The sequence below is a fragment of the Virgibacillus aidingensis genome (assembly GCF_010994035.1).
In the GTDB taxonomy this organism is placed as follows: Bacteria; Bacillota; Bacilli; order Bacillales; family Amphibacillaceae; genus Virgibacillus_N.
Genome location: NZ_WIXN01000011.1, coordinates 91,294 through 113,509 on the forward strand (window position 1 = coordinate 91,294; position 22,216 = coordinate 113,509).

At 40.7% G+C, this 22,216-nt stretch carries 18 protein-coding genes and 1 pseudogene; 13 read left to right on the top strand and 6 right to left on the bottom strand.

All coding sequences use genetic code 11. The annotated features are described in order from the left end of the window. Positions 1-559: 559 nt before the first annotated feature. The 6 genes from GHD25_RS11175 to sspI form a co-directional block, all read right to left on the bottom strand. Positions 560-1,189 (bottom strand): lytic transglycosylase domain-containing protein, encoded by a 630-nt coding sequence (locus tag GHD25_RS11175; protein WP_164216829.1) that lies wholly within the window; start codon positions 1,187-1,189, stop codon positions 560-562. Positions 1,190-1,250: 61 nt separating this feature from the next. Next, positions 1,251-1,922: an ABC transporter ATP-binding protein gene (locus GHD25_RS11180; RefSeq protein ID WP_164216831.1), complete on the bottom strand. Its 672-nt coding sequence runs from the start codon at positions 1,920-1,922 to the stop codon at positions 1,251-1,253. Then, positions 1,915-3,030, bottom strand: coding sequence for an ABC transporter permease (locus tag GHD25_RS11185; RefSeq protein ID WP_164216833.1), 1,116 nt, complete (start codon positions 3,028-3,030; stop codon positions 1,915-1,917). Before GHD25_RS11185 ends, GHD25_RS11180 begins: the two co-directional genes overlap by 8 nt. 14 nt (positions 3,031-3,044) lie before the next feature. Next, positions 3,045-4,268, bottom strand: a complete 1,224-nt coding sequence (locus GHD25_RS11190; protein ID WP_164216835.1) for an ABC transporter permease — start codon at positions 4,266-4,268, stop codon at positions 3,045-3,047. A gap of 22 nt (positions 4,269-4,290) precedes the next feature. Then, positions 4,291-5,868 carry a DUF6583 family protein gene (locus GHD25_RS11195; protein ID WP_164216837.1) on the bottom strand — a complete coding sequence of 526 codons (1,578 nt, stop codon included), beginning with the start codon at positions 5,866-5,868 and terminating at the stop codon, positions 4,291-4,293. 589 nt (positions 5,869-6,457) lie between these two features. Next, the gene (gene sspI, locus GHD25_RS11200) at positions 6,458-6,679 is read right to left on the bottom strand and encodes a small acid-soluble spore protein SspI (RefSeq protein WP_164216839.1); all 222 of its coding nucleotides are present in this window, start codon (positions 6,677-6,679) and stop codon (positions 6,458-6,460) included. A gap of 184 nt (positions 6,680-6,863) precedes the next feature. Here sspI and GHD25_RS11205 point away from each other — a divergent pair, with 184 nt between their 5' ends. The 13 genes and pseudogenes from GHD25_RS11205 to GHD25_RS19970 all read left to right on the top strand — a co-directional run. Continuing rightward, positions 6,864-7,601, top strand: a complete 738-nt coding sequence (locus GHD25_RS11205; protein WP_164216841.1) for a TrmH family RNA methyltransferase — start codon at positions 6,864-6,866, stop codon at positions 7,599-7,601. A 354-nt stretch (positions 7,602-7,955) separates the two neighbouring features. Then, positions 7,956-8,990 (top strand): phenylalanine--tRNA ligase subunit alpha, encoded by a 1,035-nt coding sequence (pheS, locus tag GHD25_RS11210; protein WP_164216843.1) that lies wholly within the window; start codon positions 7,956-7,958, stop codon positions 8,988-8,990. A gap of 23 nt (positions 8,991-9,013) precedes the next feature. Further along, positions 9,014-11,440 carry a phenylalanine--tRNA ligase subunit beta gene (gene pheT, locus GHD25_RS11215; protein ID WP_164216845.1) on the top strand — a complete coding sequence of 809 codons (2,427 nt, stop codon included), beginning with the start codon at positions 9,014-9,016 and terminating at the stop codon, positions 11,438-11,440. A gap of 337 nt (positions 11,441-11,777) precedes the next feature. Further along, positions 11,778-12,035, top strand: coding sequence for a cell division protein ZapA (zapA, locus tag GHD25_RS11220; protein ID WP_164216847.1), 258 nt, complete (start codon positions 11,778-11,780; stop codon positions 12,033-12,035). Positions 12,036-12,041: 6 nt separating this feature from the next. Next, on the top strand, positions 12,042-12,596 hold the full coding sequence (locus GHD25_RS11225) for a CvpA family protein (protein ID WP_164216849.1): 555 nt from the start codon (positions 12,042-12,044) through the stop codon (positions 12,594-12,596). Positions 12,597-12,690: 94 nt separating this feature from the next. Continuing rightward, a complete protein-coding gene (gene polX, locus GHD25_RS11230; RefSeq protein ID WP_164216925.1) occupies positions 12,691-14,409 on the top strand; it encodes a DNA polymerase/3'-5' exonuclease PolX in 1,719 nt (572 codons plus the stop codon). A 29-nt stretch (positions 14,410-14,438) separates the two neighbouring features. Next, a complete protein-coding gene (locus GHD25_RS11235; protein ID WP_164216850.1) occupies positions 14,439-16,781 on the top strand; it encodes an endonuclease MutS2 in 2,343 nt (780 codons plus the stop codon). A gap of 80 nt (positions 16,782-16,861) precedes the next feature. Then, positions 16,862-17,266, top strand: coding sequence for a DUF350 domain-containing protein (locus GHD25_RS11240; RefSeq protein ID WP_164216852.1), 405 nt, complete (start codon positions 16,862-16,864; stop codon positions 17,264-17,266). Positions 17,267-17,477: 211 nt separating this feature from the next. Next, positions 17,478-19,172, top strand: a complete 1,695-nt coding sequence (locus GHD25_RS11245) for a long-chain-fatty-acid--CoA ligase (protein WP_164216854.1) — start codon at positions 17,478-17,480, stop codon at positions 19,170-19,172. A 263-nt stretch (positions 19,173-19,435) separates the two neighbouring features. Continuing rightward, entirely contained in the window at positions 19,436-20,017 is a 582-nt protein-coding gene (locus GHD25_RS11250; protein WP_164216856.1) for a TetR/AcrR family transcriptional regulator, read from the top strand. A 53-nt stretch (positions 20,018-20,070) separates the two neighbouring features. Then, the gene (locus GHD25_RS11255; protein WP_164216858.1) at positions 20,071-20,844 is read left to right on the top strand and encodes an enoyl-CoA hydratase; all 774 of its coding nucleotides are present in this window, start codon (positions 20,071-20,073) and stop codon (positions 20,842-20,844) included. 19 nt (positions 20,845-20,863) lie between these two features. Further along, positions 20,864-21,637, top strand: coding sequence for an electron transfer flavoprotein subunit beta/FixA family protein (locus GHD25_RS11260; protein ID WP_164216860.1), 774 nt, complete (start codon positions 20,864-20,866; stop codon positions 21,635-21,637). Positions 21,638-21,813: 176 nt separating this feature from the next. Next, positions 21,814-22,216: pseudogene (locus GHD25_RS19970) on the top strand (electron transfer flavoprotein subunit alpha/FixB family protein); the annotation flags it as partial.

Sequence of the window (22,216 nt, forward strand, 5' to 3'; positions counted from 1 at the left end):
CCTCTAACACCTATACCGTTCGATGAGTAAACGAATGCATGAATTCTTCCGCGTTCATAGCTTCAAAGCCCTGATGAGTGAACGAATGCATGAAATTCATCCGCGTTCATTGCCTCATACTCCCGATGAGTGAACGAATGCATGAAATTCATCCGCGTTCATTGCCTCATACTCCTGATGAGTGAACGAATGCACGAAATTCATCCGCGTTCATAGCTTCATAGCCCTGATGAGTAAACGAATGCTTGAAATTCATCCGCTTTCATTGTCTCATACTCCTGATGAGTGAACGAATGCATGAAAATCATCCGCATTCATTGCCTCATAGTCGTGATGAGTAAACGAATGCATGAAATTCATCCGCGTTCATGCTTCATAGCCCCGATGAGTAAACGATTGCATGAAAATCATCCGCGTTCATTGCTTCATAGTCCTGATGAGTGAACGAATGAGGTGATTTCCACTGAATTGTTGCTATATATCTCCGTTAAATGCGGCAAATGAAAAATAAAAAACCGATGAAAAGTAATAATTTCTTCATCGGTTTAATATTTCATTACTATGCCAAATACGAGCCCATCACTTTTTTTACATAATTTTGTGTTTCTTGAAAAGGCGGGATTCCCTGATATTTGTCAACATTGCCGGGACCTGCATTATATGCAGCAAGGGCAAGCTCCAGATTTCCGTTATATCTATTCAGCATTTGTTTTAAATACTTAGTCCCGCCATGTACGTTTTGCTTCGGATCGAGGGAATTAGTAACCCCGAGCCCTCGGGCAGTTGCCGGCATTAACTGCATTAGCCCTTCGGCACCGGCATGGCTTCTGGCTTGTGAATTATAATTCGATTCTGTTTTAATTACAGCATGAATCAGCTTTTCATCGATGTCATATTGTCTGGCCGCTTCATGAATATATGTATCAAAAGACCCTCGTACATCAGTTGTATATCCCTCGGATTGAATTGCAGGTTTGTACGCTGCATGCGGAATATTCATCGCAGACATGAAATATTCTTGAGTGGACGGTGTTTGCAGTGCTTTTGCCTGTTTAATTTTGTCCTGTAATAGCTGCTGGAAAGTTAAATCCATCATAGAAGACCGTCCGGTATTCGAATTATTGTCATTCCCTGAAAGAATAGACGTAGCCTGATGCTGAATGAATTGCTGTAAATCTCTTATTTCCATATCGTTCCTCTCCTCTACATTCTATTTTACAATAGAATCTCCCGGAAGCAATAGTATTTTATTAAAAGGAGACAATTTCTTTACCGGCTTTCTTCAGGATATTGTCATAAAATGGATCTTCACCAATACAAAGCACCCGGTCACAAAGCGAGATGATTTCATCCATGTCATGAGAGGTGTAAACAATTATTTTTTCATTCTGTAAAGCCTGATCCTTTAAGTAGTTCCCTATTTCCATTCTGGACTTTAAGTCAATCCCTACAGTTGGTTCATCAAGCAATAAAACAACAGGGTCATGAATAAGACTGATTGCCAGATTTAATTTTCGCTTCATCCCGCCGGATAAAGTTTTTACCGGCACTTCCCACTTATCCAATTCCATATCCGTGCAAAGCTTCCTCAACTCTTCGTTTGTTTTTCTTTTCCAGGATAATTTTTCAAAAAAAAGCATATTTTCTTTTACTGAAAAATCTTCCCAGACAGCAATATCCTGCGGGACATAGCCGATCAGCTTCCGCAATGATTTATAATGTTTCTTATAATCAAGGCCATTTATGGCAAGATGCCCATCCGTCGGCTGCTGCAGTGTGGCGATCATATTCAGCAATGTGGATTTTCCTGCTCCGTTTTCACCAACAAGACCAATAATTTCGCCTTTTTCCACACGGAAGCTAATCTCATTCAGGATGGTTTTTTTGCCATATTTTTTGGATAGTGCATTCACTTCAAGCATATTGCTTCTCCTTTCTGAAAAACCAAATAAAAATGAAAATAAGAAAGATGACAAACCATAATAAGCTCATTTCCCCATTTAAAAAGGAACTGAACGGGTTAACCAATTCCATCCAGAAAAATCTGTCCGTTAATCCTTCTACTGGCAATATAGCGCCGCTTATAATGGCACTAAGCAATGTGAGTGCAAAGGATACTGTATAGAACAGGGATACATTTCTAAAAAGCAATGTGAATGCAAAAACCCCTGCATTCAGCATGAATCGATAAGTAATCAGCGAAAACAAGAAATGCCAGCTAAGTTCTTCATCAAAAAAAATATGGAACATGAAAAGTGCAACTACATCAAATACAAGAAATAATAGCGTATAAATATAAGCATTCAGTATTAAGTAAATTTTAAAAGAAATACGGAAGAAAATAAATCTCGGATAAAGATTGTTTTTCCTTTCCTTTATTAACCAGTCAAACAGCAGGAATGCAGCCAGTATGCTGAAAATCATCCAAAGACTCCATGGATCAAACAGGCTCGCATTTTCATCGGCAGAAGCGGGAGCGTCGCCTGAAAAGGAAAATACACTTTGCAATAAATTTTCTTCTTCTTCAATTTCCTTGCTTTTGGCTATTACTTCTTCCCATGTCCAATTATCTTTCTGCTGATAACCTTCACTCAATTCCATAACCGTATAAGCTGCCTTTGACCTGCCGGTATCCTGCTGAACATAAGAAATAATCATTTCCGATACCGGCGTGTAGGCGAAGGATAAATCAGACTGATAGCTCAATAACAAACGATTTCTGCTGCCGTTTACTATTTGTTCCTGATAACCCTCCCTGATGATAAATACGCTGTCCAGCTCATGGGTTTCCAGGGAATGCAGTGCATCTTTTTCAGACATTTCTTCTGCACGTATAAAATTTGTTTCGTTTATGGACTCCACCAATTCATTAGCAAGTTGCGACTCTTCTTCCAATACCACACCAACCGGAATTTCACTTTCTTCCTGCACAGTACTTGTGAAATTGATGATGAAGAGGGTAGCAATGATCGGTAAAAGGAGCCAGAATAATAGAGAAAATACTTGTTTTTTCCAATGTAAAAGCCGCATTTTTAATATGGAGATCATTTTTCACGTCCTTCCTTTCCAATGGAAAGTCCGAGTAAAATGAAAAAACCTATACAACTCATTATCAAAAGAGGAATATAATCAGCATAAAAACGCTGATGCACAATGATCTCCTGCAGCCAGTAAAATGCCTCTGCAGAAAAGATGTAGTCAAGCAGACCTTGAATGGCAGGCGGAAAATATATTGCCGGCAAAACAGCACCACTAAGGAGCAGAACGACAATGGTAAATAATGCCTGAAAGAGCATTCGAAGTTTCTGTGAGGCAATAAGTACTTCTATAATAGATAAAGAGATAAGAAATGAAAGGCTGTACAATATGGAAACAAGCGCTATTCTTCCGTAATTGGCTGCTGTCAGATCCCATTCCAATAATGTTTGAAACAATAAAAACAGCACGCCGGCAAAGAGAATGCTCAGCGACAGTGTAACAAAGATTCTGGCAAGAATTTGCTGTATTTCCATTACGCCATAAAGCTTCATCCGGCACTTCATTTTTACTGTATCCTCTCTGATTAAAAAACTGTAAATGACGATGAGCCAAATTGTCAGTATAATGAACCAGCCTGACATACTGAAATAATGCAAAGGGTGAGAAGTGGCAGCATTTTCTATTTCTCTCTCGGTCAAAATTTTGTCTTTGCCAATGGTATAAAATACAAATTCCTGGAACTGTTCTAATAGAAGATCACTTTTCGCTTCACTGTCCATGCCCATTTCTCCAGCATAATGATTGATCGTCAGTATGTTTGCCTGAGAGGTTCGGATATGCCTTGCGACACTATCGATTAACTCTTTTATAATATAGCTTTGGATTGGCTGGTTTGGATTCCCGATGATTGGCATTTCCACAGAATTTCCCTGGTATAAATTATTCGTAAATTCTTCCGGCAGCATAATATAGGAAGTGATCGAATCATTCTGAATAGCTGATTCTGCAGCTTGCTCTGACATACTATGTATTTGCATGTATTCTCCAAGCTGTGACGCTTCCTCCATTAGCTGCACAACCAATTGGGTTTCCGTTGTTTTATCCAGGTCAACAAGTCCAATATGTAATGTTTCCTGATCATCCTGGATAAAAAAAGTGAGGGTAATTACAACAATTAACCCAACGATAACCATGGGAAAAAGCAAAAGAAGAGGAAGTGATAGCCACTTCCTCCGGAGCTGCTTTACATTATTTAAAATAAATAACTGAAGTTTTCGGACGAACTGCATTCGACCACTTCCTATCTATAAATTATAATCCAAAGTCCCCGCTTCCTGCCATAATTCCAAATAGCCATTGCTGGAATTGTGGAGCTACTTCCATTTCAAAATAGTTCGTAAGCTCTCCTGCATTCATACTGCCTAAATCTCTTGCATCATCAGCTGCAGGGATTTCAATGCTATCAATAGTTTGTGAATCTATCGTAAGAAAAAGAGCAAACATGTCCTGATCAATTTCCGGACTGTCAAAGGATACATTGTGCTCTGAGTTCATCTGGTCATTATCATAAGTTGAGGCGCCGGACCAGATGATACTTCCGCCGGGTCCGAATTCATCCTCAATGGAAAATGTGCGTTCAAAGTTACGCGTATCTTCTTCCAGCGTTTCTGAACCATTATAGTTTAATAGAACTGTATCAGCGATATTTAATGTGACCGTATCTTCAATTTGATCATCTTCAGAAGTAAATTCTCCTGAGAGATTCATAGTGCCTTCGTCAATCGGGTCGGAAAAACTGAAATTATAATCGAGTGATTGGCTTGCAGTATCAAGCAACTGTTCTCCTGCCACATGCAGTCCAACCAAATCATCCTCGGATGTACCTATGGCAAATTCAAAGTCTCTTTTTTTCACAAGATCATTCTCAAGCCACAGTGTAGATGTTAATCCGTCCGGTATATACAATTCTTCTACATCTGCTTCTGCATCTGCCAGCCCTGAATTAAACTCCTCCATTATCATATCGATTTGCTGCTCCATCATTGGATCAGCAGCAAATAATTGGGAATTAAAATGATCGCGCAATATTTCTTTTAATCTCTCATCCTCTTGCATTTTGGCCAATATTTGACTAAAGATATTTTTTATTTCATCCTCTTTAAGATGTAAAGTTATTTTCTCAGTATCCACGGATTCTCCCAAAATCTGGGTAGCTTCTTCTTCACTCGAAAAAGCACTGTCGGGTAGTTCGTCATAAACCATTTCAAAGTATTCTACTTTGAAATGCTCCAGGTCTTCTTCGGAAAGGAATCCGCCAGTGCCATCAAATATCGATTCCAGACCTAATGTTTCTTCTCCTGTAAAGTTTTCAGGATCAAATTCATGCATTAATGGACCAAAGTCTTCATCCATTAATTGCATTGCTTCTTCCAGAAATGGCAGCCCAAATAAAATACGGTCAGATGTTAAGTAAAATTCAATACCGTCAATCTCCATACCGGCAATATTGGCCAGGATTTCCGCTGTCATTTCCTGATTTTCCATGTCAGTTGCACCTTTAATCGTAAGGGTGGAGTTGTTAATAAGCTGTGACGGATCCATTCCCATCGTACCAGGCTGACTAGCCGGATCATTGTATTCTGCTGATACTTCCACTGTTGATTCGGTAACATTTTCTTCCGTATGCTCCAGCCAGTTCATCTCTGGTTCATATCGGTTCTCAAATGACTCCACCATAAATTCCACCGTATTTTTTTCGGCCAGGAAATATTTTTCCTTCTCCCCAACGTTTACCAGCATGAGTGCTGCTGCACCCCCGCCAATCACAACAACTGCCGCAATAATAATTGCAATTAGTCCTTTAGGTGTACTTTTTTTTGCTTCTTCCATATTATTTCCCCTCTCTCAGTATTCCCCACTTTACAATTATATGTATTTGCTGTGCAAAATTCCATATTAATAAAGTATCCTCATATTTTATATCACTTAAGAATTAGGTAGTCAAATTCTGTAAGCAGCTGTTACACACATAAAATAGTGATTTAAGTAAATTCTATCATACTTTTAGACTGGGTTATTACCTGATATACTATGAATTCACATGATTTTGTTTAGTTAATAGGTAAAAAGCCCTATTTTGTTATTGCTGAAAAATTTGCAGCTGAAGAGGGTGTTGGTTTTTATGAATTTGAGAAAGGCGCGGGTATAACTTTCTTATACTTGGGATAATTTAATAAACAACTATTCTGATCCGGAGTATATAAAGGCTTTTATAAAATTATTGTATTTCCTCAAGAAAATGCCATGCTGCCATAGTGAAGGAGCTCGCCCCACTGGAGTCAAGTTTCCTGAATACTGAATTTGCCAACAGTGAAGCGAAGCAATTCCTGGAGCTGAATCTGTCTGGAGCTGAATCTGTTATGATTTGTTTAGCCCAGCTTTCTGCCTTCATAACCCAGGTTATGGAAAATGAGTTTTTTTACTCGCTCGCTGCTTGTTTAACACCCTGTTCCAAAGATTGAATCATTTCCTGTCTATCCTCTTCACTGGATTGTTTCCATATTAGTTCAAATAGCACCCCTAGACCGGGAAGCATTTTTTCTTCCCCTGCTTGTACCGCATCTACGATCGTGGCCTCCAGTTGTTCCTGGTCATTGGTAGCAATATTGGATAAAATAGCCTTACGTAAATTTAAATCCATTATTTTCACTCCTTTTATGCTTTTACAGAAATGGGGGTTCCCGGAAAGAAAGTTTCCCATACAAGTACAATGAAGCGAATGAAACCTGAATTACAAACCCTTTTCTGCTATGTTGACAATAGTTTGACCTGTATAGTCGGAAATATGTATGATAATAGAACAATCTTAAAGAAGGATGGAGCAAATGATTACATCATTAAAAAATGAAAAGGTGAAAAACTGGAAAAAATTACACAAACGAAAAACACGAATGGAAAATCAAACCTTCCTTATTGAAGGATTCCACTTATTAGAGGAAGCGTTCAACAGCTGCTGGATTATAAAAGAAGTGATTATACAACATACCGTAGCGCTTCCTGATTGGTGTAATCGATTGCCGGTCGTGGAAGTGAGTGAACAGGTTTTTCGGCAAATATCCCGGACGGAATCACCGCAGGGAATTGCTGCGGTAGTGGCAATGAAAGAAGTACAGAAGATAGAAGGAAACCAGATTTTGTTAATCGACGCTGTTCAGGACCCCGGGAACCTGGGTACAATGATACGCACAGCTGATGCCTGCGGATTTGCGGGTATTATTGCAGGATTAGATACGGTGGATATATACAATGATAAGGTAATTCGGGCGACACAGGGTTCTTTATTTCATATACCTGTTTACCAGCAAGAACTAAAAGACGAGATAATCAGACTGAAGAAGAAAAAATTTCAGGTATGGGCAACAGCGCTTCAGGGAGCTGAACAATTTAATTTTGTTCCTGTACCTGAAAAGACAGCACTAATTGTTGGGAATGAGGGTGCAGGAGTAAGGGAATCGCTGCTGGCAGCTGCGGATAAAACTGTCAGGATACCGATATACGGAAAAGCCGAATCCCTCAACGTGAGTGTAGCTGCAGGAATTCTTATGTACTATTTAAAACAATAAATGGTTGCAAGCTGAATAGAAGTTATCTATAATATATGTAATATATTGATCGCTTTGAAAGAGCGGATAGCGTTTTATATACGGAATAAGGGAGGAAATGCCCCGGACTGAAAGCATTTCTTTCCGTTGTAGCGTTGTCCTTTCACTCTGGAGCTGGCACTTGGACCTTGTTATATCAAGTAAAGGTGACCCGGAATAAACATTCCGTTATCCAAATGAAAGCTGGACACAGTATAAGTATGTATGTGTCAATTAGGGTGGTACCGCGAAATAATAGCCTCGTCCCTTTTTTGGGAGCGGGGCTTTTTGTATTTTCGAACTCATCCCAGTCCAAAATTAAGGAGGCATGGAAACATGAAGGAACAGCTGAAAACAATTCAAAAGGATGCATTGGAAGAAATAAGTAATGCGGAAGACATGAAAGAACTGCAAGCCATTAAAGTTGCTTTTCTTGGCAAGAAAGGATCTCTAACACAAGTGTTGCGTGGAATGGGCAAACTCAGCAAGGAAGAAAGACCGGTTATTGGGGAATTGGCAAACCAGGTAAGAGAAGGAATCACAGCAGCTTTAGAAGAAAAAACGACCAGCCTGGAAAAACTGGAAATGGAACAACAGCTGCAAAATGAAGCGATCGATATTACACTGCCGGGAAGGCCGGTTAAGGTTGGTGGTCCGCATTTACTCACCCAAATTATTGAGGAGATTGAAGACCTTTTTATCGGTATGGGTTATGAAGTAAGAGAAGGGCCCGAGGTAGAAACCGATTACTTTAATTTTGAGGCATTAAATCTGCCTAAAGGACATCCTGCCAGGGATATGCAGGATACATTTTATATTACAAATGAATTGTTAATGCGCACACATACTTCTCCGGTGCAGGCAAGAACAATGCAGGAATATCAAGGAATAAAACCCGTGAAAATGATATGTCCCGGAAAAGTATACAGAAGGGATACAGATGATGCGACTCATTCCCATCAGTTCACACAAATCGAAGGATTATATGTGGATAAGAATGTCCGGATGAGTGACCTGAAAGGGACACTGAATACATTTGCAAAAAAAACTTTTGGGGAAGACCGTGAGATTCGCTTGCGTCCAAGCTATTTTCCTTTCACGGAACCGTCTGTTGAAATGGATATTTCCTGTAAAGTTTGCAGGGGTGAAGGTTGCTCAGTCTGTAAAGAAACCGGCTGGATTGAAATTTTAGGCGGCGGAATGGTTCATCCGAATGTGTTATCCATGGCAGGATATGATCCTGATGTATATACCGGATTTGCTTTCGGAATGGGACCGGATCGGATCGCTATGCTGAAATATGGTGTGGAAGATATTCGTCATTTTTATACAAATGACATCCGGTTTTTAAAACAGTTTCATCAAGCGTAAAATCGTGAGGAGGAAAAGGAATCATGTTAGTTTCACTGAACTGGCTGAAAAATTATGTGGATATCAGCGGTATCAGCACAGAGGAGTTAGCTGAAAAAATTACAAAGTCCGGGATCGAAGTGGATGGGATTGAATATATTGCCCAGGAAACCAAAGGTGTGGTAACTGGATATGTGGAGTCCTGTGAAAAACATCCAAATGCAGATAAATTAAGTCTTTGTCAGGTAGATGTCGGAGATGAAAAGCTGCAAATTATTTGCGGTGCGCCCAATGTTGCCAAAGGACAGAAAGTAGCAGTAGCCAGGCCGGGAGCCGTACTACCCGGAAATTTCAGGATAAAAAAAGTAAAACTGCGCGGCGTTGAGTCCAATGGCATGATTTGTTCCCTGCAGGAGTTGGGTACAGATGATAAATACATACCAAAGGGTATGGAGGATGGGATTTATGTATTTCCCGATGACGTCAAGGTAGGCGAAAACGTAGAACCGCTTTTGAATTTAGATGATGCAGTTTTAGAGTTTGACTTAACACCTAACCGTGCAGATGCGTTATCCATGATCGGAGTTGCCTATGAAGTAGCGGCGATTCTCGACAAGCCAATACAATTACCTGAGGCAGAAGTTAACACATTGGATGAAGATGCAAATGATCATGTTAAAGTGGAAGTAGAGGCTCCGGATTTAACTCCGTATTATGCCGCTTTTCTTATTAAAGATCTGGAAATAAAGCCTTCCCCGTTATGGATGAGCAATTATTTAATGGCAGCAGGGATTCGCCCGATTAACAATGTAGTGGATATTACCAACTATGTACTCCTTGAATATGGCCAGCCGCTCCATGCATTTGATTATGACCGGCTTCACTCCGATAAAATTGTTGTACGCCGTGCACGCGATGGTGAAAAAATCGTTACACTGGATGAGCAGGAAAGGGTGCTGACAGAAGAAAACCTTGTTATTACAAATGGCAAGGAGTCGGTCGCTTTAGCCGGTGTCATGGGCGGATTTGAGACAGAGGTACATGATGGAACAACTGCTGTGCTTCTGGAAGCGGCATTATTTTCTCCTGCAGCAGTAAGAAGGACCGTCAAACAAACAGGACTTAGAAGTGAGTCCAGCACAAGGTTTGAAAAAGGAATTGATCCTGCCCGTGTGAAAGAAGCGGGTCTCCGGGCTTGCCAATTATTTCAAAAATATGCTAATGGCAAAGTATACGCAGGTGCGGCCGAGTTTGATGAACTGGATAAATCGGAAAAGACAGTTAAAATGAATACATCTCAAATTAATAGGCGGCTGGGGACCGAAATTTCTGCAGAAGATATCGTTCAAATTTTAAATAAACTGCGGTTTCATTTTGACCGGGACGGGGATTATTTTACTGTTTATGCACCTACAAGAAGGCAGGATATAACTATTTTTGAAGATATGCTTGAAGAAGTAGCCCGTATTTATGGCTATGATCATTTGCCATTTACATTACCTGATGGAACTCCGCAAGCCGGTACATTGACAGAATTTCAATTGCTGAAGCGGAAAGTGAAAAGTTATTTACAAGGTGCAGGACTAATGGAAACAATTACCTATTCATTGACAGATGAGAAAAAAATAAAACGCTTGATCAGTCCGGAAGTGAATGAAGAAAATATAACTCCCGTCCAGTTGGCAAAGCCAATGAGCGAGGATCATAAGTACTTGAGGCTAAGTTTATTGCCTGAACTGTTATCAATCGTTTCCTATAACCAGGCAAGAAATCAAAATGATGTGGCTTATTATGAACTGGGCAGTATTTTTGTATCGGAAGAGGAAACATTAACGCATCAGCCGGAAGAGCGCTTGCGGCTTTCAGGTGTACTCAGCGGAGAATGGCTGGCACATCCTTGGCAGCAGGAAAGTAAAGAAGTGGATTTTTATGTTGTTAAAGGGTTAATGGAGGGGTTATTCGATCACCTTGGTATACAAATTGAATTTAAACAGGTAAAACTGGATGATATGCATCCGGGCAGATCTGCAGCACTGAAGGTCCATAACCGGACAATTGGTTTTATCGGACAGCTGCATCCATTATTGCAAAAGGATATGGATCTGAAAGACACTTATCTTTTCGATGTAAACCTGGATACCGTCTTAAAAATTGTTGACCGTGACCCTGAATATGGGCAAATACCAAAGTATCCTTCAATTATTAGGGATGTAGCATTTATTTTGGATCAGGATGTATTGGCAGGGAATGTAAAAGAGACAATTGAAGAGGTTGGATCCCCCCTTGTAACACAGGTGCAGGTCTTTGATGTGTATGAAGGAAACAATATAGAGTCCGGCAAAAAATCAATCGCCTACAGCCTTTTATATCAGCATCCGGAGAAAACATTGAAAGATGAAGAAGTAGAAGCTTCATTCAGTGAAATAATCGAAACAGTAAAGAATAAATACCATGCCCATGTTCGGTCTTAATTTGCACCCAGCAATTCCCGCACCACGATAATATGGTGCGGGTTTCATTGTTTTAAGATAATCCACTATTTTCTGATTGATCCTGCTCTTCAGTTTGTGATTAATCACGGCACGTTATGTCTTGTTATTATGAATGGGCCAGCATGATTAAACAAAAGTGCCGGATAATCCGTGCGACATCACCAGAATGGTTGGACTCCCCGCGAAAATAATGGAGCAGATCACGAGCAGCCGACGGATGAAACTAGTCTTATCTTGTAGTCTCAACAGTTTCCTAAATGCATTACTTCGTGTTAATATAAGATGAACCATTTTCTCGTATGGGGAGGAAAAGCTCGTGGCGAAAGAAGAGAAATCACGCATCACGGTAGAAATACATAATAAATCATATACGATTGTCGGAGATGAATCAGAGGAGCATGTTCGTCTGGTTGCAGATCTCGTTGACCAAAAGATGAGTGAGATACGTCAATCTAACAGACATCTTGATACGACAAGATTAGCTGTACTGACAGCTGTAAATACGATGAATGATTATTTGAAACTAAAAGAGGACTATGCAACATTGCTCGGTTCGTTAAAGAAAGAGGAATAGCGGCGCATGTTTAATTTTATATTAATTATCTTATTATTATTTGGTTTTTTAATGGGGCTGAAACGGGGATTTATTCTTCAGCTGTTTCATTTATTAGGCTTTATTGCAGCTTTTATTGCAGCGGTAATGTATTATGATGAATTAGGCTCCAGAATTTCATTATGGATTCCCTATCCCGAGTTATCGGATGAGAGTGCATGGGCAGATTTCCTGCAGGCTTTGCCGCTGGAAGCAGCATTTTATAACGCGATTGCTTTTGCCATTATCTTTTTTGCTGTAAAAATTATTCTGCAAATTATTGCTTCCATGCTGGATTTTGTTGCTTCCCTGCCATTGATAAATTCGGTAAACAAGGTTCTTGGTTCTGTTCTCGGTTTTATCGAGGTTTATTTAATATTGTTTATTATTTTATATATATTGGCACTAACCCCTCTGGAGACGATACAAAACTGGATTAATGGTTCTGGAATAGCACTATTTATGCTGGAAAACACCCCATATTTCTCAGATAAAATTCAGGAACTCTGGTTTACCCATATAACAAATATGTTCAGCGGCTGAGTCTTATGCCCAAGGCTTGATTCACAAAACAGCTTTTATTAAATAATTTTATTTCTTGAAATCAACAGCAAAGCCGGAAAAGAAGGTGGTACAAATGGCGGTAAACAAAAAAGATGTAATTAAACTGCTGGAAGAAATTGCGGTTTATTTGGAAATCAAGGGAGAAAATCCATTTAAAATATCAGCATACAGAAAAGCTGCGAATGGATTGGAACAGGATGAACGGTCTTTAGCCGATATAGAGGATTTTACGAAAATAAAAGGCATTGGCAAGGGAACTAGTACAGTCATTCATGAATATGTGGAAACTGGTACGTCTGAAACATTAAAAGAACTGCAAAAAGAAGTACCTGCCGGATTAATTCCATTATTGGACTTGCCGGGACTTGGAGGAAAAAAGATAGCCAAGCTTTATCAGGAACTTGGGGTTACAGACCAGGAAACCTTAAAAACAGCATGTGAAAACGGGCAGGTGCAAAAACTGGAAGGTTTTGGTGTGAAAACGTCCAAAAATATTTTAAAAGCAATTGAATCAGCCGGAAAGCGTCCGGAAAGACTGCCTATTGCAATCATGCTGCCAATTGCCGAGAAAATAGAAAGCTTTATACAGGATATACCGGAAGTTCGCAATTTTTCCCTGGCAGGCAGTTTAAGAAGAATGCGGGAAACGATCAAGGACATTGATTTTATTATTGCAACAGATCAGCATGAAGCCGTTAAGGATGCACTGCTTGAGATGGAGAATATAAAAGAAGTGATTGCAAGTGGAGAAACAAAGGTTTCCGTAATCCTCGAGGAGATATATGACATCAATGTGGATTTCCGTCTCGTAAATCAGGAAGAATTCGCTACTACACTTCATCATTTTACCGGCTCGAAGGAACATAATGTGGCTTTACGGGAGCTGGCTAAGTCACAAGGTGAAAAAATAAATGAATATGGCATAGAGATAGAAGAGACGGATGAACTGATCACATTTCAGGATGAAACGGCATTTTTTAAACATTTCGGACTGCATTATATACCTCCTGAAGTAAGGGAAGATTCCGGAGAATTGGATGCTTTTAAGAATAAAAAGTCTCTGATAGGTCTATCGGATATGAAAGGCGACCTGCACATGCATACGACTTGGAGTGATGGAGCCCAATCGCTGAGGGAAATGGTAAACGCAGCCAGGGAAAAGGGCTACGAATATATCGCTATTACCGATCATTCAAAGTATTTGCGTGTAGCTCACGGACTCGATGAAAAGCGGCTGAGGAATCAGCGGGAAGAGATTGCAAAGTTAAACGAGGCTTATGATGATATCCATATTTTTGCCGGTGTGGAGATGGATATTTTGCCTGATGGCAGCCTGGATTTTTCTGATGACTTTTTAAAAGAGATGGATTTCGTTATCGGTGCAATTCACTCCAGCTTCAGCCAGCCGGAAAATATCATTATGGACAGGTTAAACAGGGCACTGGAAAATCCGTACGTTTCCCTGATCGCCCATCCGACGGGAAGATTGATAGGGCGCCGGGACGGATATAAGGTGGATATGGATGTGCTGCTTGATAAGGCAAAGGAAACAAACACGGCGCTCGAAATTAACGCCAACCCCAACAGGCTGGACTTAGCTTCTGAGTGGGCACGCAAGGCACAGGAAAAAGGTATTGCACTGGCGATAAATACAGATGCACATAACTATCAAATGCTGGATCACATGAAATATGGTGTCGGTTCGGCCAGGAAAGGCTGGATTGAAAAAGATACTGTAATGAATACCTGGTCAAAAGAAAGATTGTCGGAATACTTCCAGCGTAATAAATAATGATCCGTGATCAAAAGGAGTTAGTATGAATGAACGATCGGATCCTCACTGCACTTGAATTTCATAAAATCGTAGAACAACTGAATAACCAGGCGGAAACTTCACTTGGCAAGGATTTAGTCAAACAGATAAGACCATCCGTTTCACTGAAGACGGTTATTCACCTGCAAAAGGAAACCGATGAAGCAGTACAGGTCATTCGGCTGAATCAGGCTGTCCCACTTGGCGGGATTAGTGATATACGCACAAGTCTGAAACGAAGCGTGATTGGCGGTGTGCTGACAACGAATGAATGTCTGGATGTTGCAAACACCATTTATGGCGGCCGGCAGGTAAAAAGTTTTATTGAAAAACTGGAGGAGCCGTTCCCTATTTTGGAGGAACTGGTCGAACGCATTACCCCGCTCCGTGATTTGGAACAGCAGATTAAAAGCTGTATAGACGACCATGGCCATGTCATGGACAGCGCTTCAGGAAAACTGAGAGGCATCCGTTCTTCCATCCGCACTTTTGAAAGCCGGGTAAGAGAAAAGCTGGACAATGTAACCAAAACAAAGAGCAATATGCTTTCAGATTCTATCATAACCATCCGTAATGATCGCTATGTGCTTCCGGTAAAACAGGAATACAGGACTTCCATCGGCGGAATTGTTCATGACCAATCCGCTTCCGGTCAAACGCTGTTCATGGAACCTAGAGCAGTAGTGGATTTAAACAATCAGCTGCAGGAAGCTACTTTAAAAGAAAAGCAGGAAATCGAACGCATCCTCCGGGAGTTGAGTGAACATATTGCGCTTGAGGAAGCTTTTTTGATGGAGAATATTGGTGTACTTGCGCAGATCGATTTTATGTTCGCAAGAGCAAAACTTGCAAGGGAAATGAAGGCAGCCATGCCAAAAATGAATGACCAGGGGTTCATTATGATGAAACAAGCCAGACACCCGTTGATCCCGGAGGATGAAGTGGTTCCCAATGATATTGAAATTGGGAAGGATTACACTTCTATTGTCATTACCGGTCCAAATACTGGCGGAAAAACGGTAACTTTAAAAATGGTGGGGCTTTGTACGCTCATGGCCCAGTCGGGCTTGCAAATACCGGCACTGGATGGTTGCGAACTTGCTGTGTTTGAGCATGTTTTTGCAGATATTGGAGATGAACAATCAATTGAACAGAACTTAAGTACTTTTTCTTCCCATATGACTAACATTGTATCTATACTTAAGGAAGTGGATCACCGTACACTTGTATTATTTGATGAGCTTGGTGCCGGAACCGACCCTCAAGAGGGTGCTGCGCTGGCGATGTCCATTTTGGATGAAGTCATGGAAAAAGATGCCCGTGTGATTGCAACAACCCATTATCCGGAGCTGAAGGCTTACGGCTATAATCGGGATAAAGTGGTTAATGCTTCAGTAGAATTTAACGTTGAAACCTTACAGCCTACATATCGTTTATTAATTGGTGTACCGGGACGAAGCAATGCTTTTGAAATATCCAAACGATTGGGGTTGTCAGATAAAGTAATTAACCGGGCCAAAAGTCATATAGGCGTGGATTCAACAAGTGTGGAAAATATGATATCTTCCCTCGAAAAGGCACAAATCGATGCAGAAAAGGAATATGAAGAAGCACACCGGATATTGGAGCAAAGTGAAATACTCCGTCATGAAATAGATAAAGCATGGAAGGAATTAGATTCTAAAAAGGAAAATATTTATAAAAAAGCGGAAGAAAAAGCAGAAAAAGCATTGATAAAGGCAAGGGAAGAAGCGGAAGAAATTGTAGCGGAAATCCGCCAGATGAAAACAGATTCTGCATTAAAAGAGCATGAATGGATTGCTGCAAAAAAAATGCTGTCGGAGGCGCAGCCGAATCTCTCGAATAAGGATAAGAACAAGGAAGAACCAAGCACTGCTGAAAAGAAAGAGCTCCAACCGGGAGACGATATTAAGCTGTTAACGATAAATCAAAAAGGAACAGTACTTGAGAAAGTTTCCGAAACCGAATACTTAGTGCAAGTGGGCATTATGAAGGTAAAAGTGAAACGCAAGGATCTTCAGTTGCTCAGCGGGCAAAAACAGGTGAAGGAAAAACCGCTTGCTACTGTGAAAGGATCAAATTACCATGTACGCCCCGAACTTGATTTGCGTGGAGAAAGATATGAAGAAGCTTTGATCAGGCTGGAGAAGTATTTGGATGATGCTCTTTTGGCCGGCTATGCCAAAGTTTCCATTATTCACGGCAAAGGCACCGGTGCATTGAAAAAAGGGGTGCAGCAATTTGTGAAAAATCACCCGCGTATTGCCTCAAGCAGAACAGGATCCATGGGAGAAGGCGGAAGCGGAGTAACTATTCTGGAACTCCGGTAAAAAGGGGGCAGACAAACCACTTGGGCAATGAACGCGTAAATGCCAAAGGAGTCTGCTCTCTGAAGAAGGAGAAATTTATAATGGATGGTTTTTGGGAGAATATCATAGTAAAGACTGCAGCAGGATATAGTGTTGTTATTTTATGTACGCTTGTCTTTCTGGCTATTTTTGAACTCGTCACCACCTATAAAAACTGGGAAGAAATAAAAAAGGGCAATATTGCAGTTGCTATGGCAACTGGGGGGAAAATATTTGGGATAGCAAACATTTTCCGCTTTTCGATTGAACAAAATGACACACTTATCCAAAATATTGGATGGGGAGCTTTCGGCTTTCTGCTGCTGCTTTTTGGCTATTTCATATTTGAATTTCTGACCCCGAAGCTGAACGTGGATAAAGAAATCGGCAAGGGAAACACTGCTGTAGGATTTATATCGATGGTAATATCAATTGGCCTGTCCTTTGTCATCGGGGCAAATATATAGAAAAGGAGAACAAGAAAATGGTTTTGGACCGTTTGGCAAAAATTTTGTTTGCAGTCGCTGCTGTTTTCGTGGTTGTAGGGATTATTTATTTTCTGTAAGCATATTTTTACTATAATAGGATAAAAAATTTACAAAAGAGAAAGTTAAAATTTCAAAAAATAGCAATTTATCGTTATAATGAATATAACCTAGTAAAAAAGGAGGAGAAAATATGGGAGAAGAAAGGTTATGGCTTAAGCACTATCCGGAAGAGATTGCTACGAGCATTGCCTATGAGGAAAAGCCGCTGCATGTTTTTTTAAAGGAAAGTGCTGATCACTACCCGGAAAAGAAAGCGCTTCATTTTATGGGGAAGGATATGACCTTTGCAGAACTTTTTACCCAGGCAAAAAGAATGGCCAATTTTATGCAGGCACATGGTTTGAAGAAAGGGGACAGGGTAGCCGTGATGCTGCCGAATTGTCCACAGGCTGTCATCAGTTATTATGCAACTTTAATGGCCGGAGGGGTTGTCGTACAGACAAATCCTTTGTACACGGAACGTGAACTGGAATATCAGATGAAGGATTCGGGGGCAGCTTTTATCATATGTCTTGATATATTATTGCCTCGTGTGTCCAATGTTAGAGAGAATACAGATATCAGGCATACAATTGTAACCGGTATCAAGGACTATTTGCCTTTTCCAAAAAACCTGATCTACCCATTTATTCAAAGAAAGCAATATAATATGGTTGTAAAAGTTGAAGAATCAGAAGATACCCACGTCTGGCAAAAAATAATTGATAACACATCTGATGGATATACGCCGGCTGATGTTGATGCGAAGGAGGATTTGGCACTGCTTCAGTATACCGGGGGGACTACCGGCCATCCGAAAGGGGTAATGCTTACACATTATAACCTGGTGTCAAATGTCCAAATGGCTGATGCATGGCTATTTGAAAAAAGTGATTCCCAGGATGTTGTTTTAGGTGTGCTGCCATTTTTCCACGTATATGGAATGACAACAGTAATGAACTTGTCCATTATGAATGGTGCCAAAATGGTACTTGTACCAAAATTTGATGCCCAGGAAGTACTTAAAACGATTCACAAACAGAAACCAACCCTGTTTCCTGGTGCACCGACAATTTATATTGGAATTATAAATCATCCGGATGTGGACAAATATGACCTGTCCTCCATTAGAGCCTGTATAAGCGGTTCTGCACCATTGCCTGTGGAGGTACAGCAGCAGTTTGAATATAAGACAGGCGGAAAACTTGTGGAAGGTTATGGCTTAACAGAGACTTCTCCAGTGACACATGCCAATTTTGTATGGGGCGGGGAAAAAGTAAATGGAAGCATTGGTGTCCCGTGGCCGGATACAGACGCAAAAATCTATAATATGGAAACTGGTGAAGAAGCACCGATTGGAGAAGTGGGGGAAATTGCAGTTAAAGGGCCTCAAATTATGAAAGGATATTGGAACAATGAGGAAGAAACCGCTAATGTGTTAAAGGAAGGTTGGTTTTTTACCGGAGATCTGGGCTACATGGACGAAGAAGGGTATTTTTATGTTGTTGACAGGAAAAAGGATATGATTATTGCCGGCGGTTTTAATATATATCCTAGGGAAGTAGAAGAAGTATTGTATGAACATGAGGGCATTGCAGAAGCTGTAGTTGCAGGTATCCCTGATCCTTACCGGGGGGAAACCGTGAAAGCATACGTTGTATTGAAAGAAGGATACGATTTAAGTGAGGATGAATTAAACGAATACTGCAGAAAAAATCTCGCAGCATTTAAAGTGCCAAGGTTATATGAGTTTAGGAGCGAACTGCCAAAAACAGCAGTAGGTAAAATTTTAAGAAGACAGCTGGTTGATGAAGAGAAAGAAAAATCGGCAACAGAACCGGTATAATAATGTCTGCTTTCTTTACACGATAAAATTGAGAATTGTTTTGGCGGGGAAATGAGCTACTTATTCTAATGCTTTTGGGGGAAACTAAAATCCTTTTAAGTTTTAAGTGTTAGAAAAATTGCCGCATTCACAAAAGGATAAACGAATGCGAGTTTTTCTAAAATATAATGGTACAGGCTTTTTATTGACATAAGTATGCTGTCCGAGTAGAATGATAACTGAATGATGCTTCATTCAGTTCATGGGTAATGTAAGGAGAAATTATGAAAAAGTATAAACCGAAATATAAACAAATTATCGACGCAGCAGTTGTGGTAATTGCCCAAAACGGTTACCATAACTCGCAAATATCCAAAATAGCAAAGCAGGCGGGTGTTGCCGACGGTACGATCTATCTATATTTCAAAAATAAAGAAGATATTCTCGTATCCGTTTTTGAAGAAAAGATGGGCCAGTTCATTCAGGAAATTTCCCAGAGCATTACAGAGAAAAAAGATGCAAATGAAAAGCTGCTTACATTAATCCATATGCATTTTAAACAGCTGTCTGATGATCATAATCTGGCAATTCTGACCCAGCTGGAATTAAGGCAGTCAAATCCGGAATTAAGGACAAAAATAAATGCTGTCCTGAAACCGTATTTAACCGTGATTGATTCAATAATCCGGGATGGAATAAAGCAGGGATTATATAAGAATAACTTAAACTTGCCGCTGGTAAGGCAAATGATATTTGGCACACTGGATGAAACTGTAACAAACTGGGTAATGCAGGGACACAAGTATGATATTGTCAAACAGACATCCGAGGTTCATGCTTTATTAACAAAAGGATTTTCTGTATGATAGAAATTGTATGAAAGTGTTTACTATAATAATTTACGATAGGAGATGAAAATTTGGGTGCAATTGCTTATGAGACTGATAACAACGTTGCCTATTTAACGATTACAAGCCCGCCTGCAAACGCACTTTCCTCCACTCTGTTACATGACCTGGCAGAGCAGCTTGACCATATAGAGAAAGAAGAGCATATAAAAGCAGTGGTTATTAAGGGAAATGGAAATTTTTTCTCTGCAGGAGCGGATATTAAAGAATTCACTTCACTGCAAAATGCTTCCGATTACCAGTCATTGGCAGAAAGAGGTCAACAGCTATTTGATCGCATGGAGCATTTTTCGGTTCCGATCATTGCTGCGATTCATGGTGCTGCCTTAGGCGGTGGACTTGAGCTGGCCATGGCCTGTCATATAAGGATTGTAACAGAGAATGCTAAACTGGGACTGCCCGAATTAAATCTGGGAATTATTCCAGGATTTGCAGGTACACAGAGACTGCCAAATTATGTTGGCAGACAAAAAGCGTATGAAATGATACTGACCGGTGAACCAATCAGCGGCAGGGAAGCCTATGAGTTTGGTTTGGCAAACCATGTTACAGCAGAAAATGATGTGTTTGAAAAAGCTATGAATCTGGCAGAAAAAATTGCAGCTAAAAGCAAGCTTACAATTAACAGCGTCATGCGCTTGATTCCGTATGCAAAAACGGAACGGTTTAAAGCAGGCGTACAGTCAGAAGCAAGGGAATTTGCAGAGATTTTCGGTTCCATGGATGCAAAAGAAGGCGTACAAGCCTTTATTGAAAAACGCAAACCTAACTTCAAAGATCAGTAGTTTTATAGGAGGATATGTCATGAATATTTATGTATTATTGAAAAAAACCTTTGATACAGAGGAAAAAATAAATGTATCCAATGGCGAGATAGAAGATGATGGTGCAGAATTCATTATTAACCCGTATGACGAGTATGCCGTGGAAGAAGCCATCAATCAGCGGGATGCCCATGGCGGCGAGGTGACCGTTGTCACAGTGGGTGATGAGGATTCCGAAAAACAGCTGCGCACTGCCCTGGCTATGGGAGCGGATAAAGCGGTTCTCATTAATACTGAAGATGACCTGGAAGAAGGAGATGCTTTTACAACGGCAAAAATTCTCGAAGCCTATTTTGAGGACAAAGAAGCGGATCTCATTCTTGGCGGAAATGTGGCGATTGATGAGGCAAGCGGCCAGGTTGGTCCGAGACTCGCTGAATACCTGGGAATCCCGTATGTCACGACTATTACGGATTTGAAAATCGAAGGTGAAAATGTAACGATAGAAAAAGACGTGGAGGGTGACGTGGAAATTGTGGAGACAAGCCTGCCGCTGCTCGTAACCTGCCAGCAAGGTCTGAATGAACCGCGCTATCCGTCTCTCCCGGGCATTATGAAAGCGAAGAAGAAACCGCTGGAAGAGCTGGAAATCGATGATCTCGATCTGGATGAAGATGATGTAGCAGCAAAAACAAAAACGATCGATATATTCCTGCCTCCTGAAAAAGAAGCGGGCAGAGTGCTTGAAGGTGATGCGTCCGAGCAGGTGCAGGAACTGGTTTCCATACTTAAAAATGACGAAAAAGTGCTGTAAAGGGACAACGCCCGCTTAGATTGCACAGTATGTTTCTATGGTACCGGTTATCGATCGGAAACTACGGTTGCCGGAATAGGTATAAAAACTAGGAAACTATAAGATTATGCAATCGATTACAGCTAAATAGATAAATAATTTGGATTCATTTTGCTGACAGAAAGGAGCAAGGAGACGTGAGTAATAAAGTATTGGTTATAGGCGAATCAAGAGATGGCGAATTGCGTAATGTGTCATTTGAAGCCATCGCAGCAGCGAAAAAGATAAATGCAGATGAAATTGTAGGTGTCGTACTGGGGGCAGGCGACCTGGAAGCACAGGGAGAGGAAATGATCAAACATGGTGCAGACAGGGTGGTTACCGTTGCTCACGACAACTTAACAACGTATACTTCCGAGGGTTACGGCCAGGCAGCACTTGCAGTCATTAACGATGAATCTCCGGACGGCATCGTGATGGGGCATACTTCCATCGGGAAAGACCTGACGCCAAAACTGGCAAGCAAGCTGGGAAGCGGACTCGTTTCCGATGTGGTTGAGATCGATGTGGACGATGATAAGGCAGTGTTTACTAGACCAA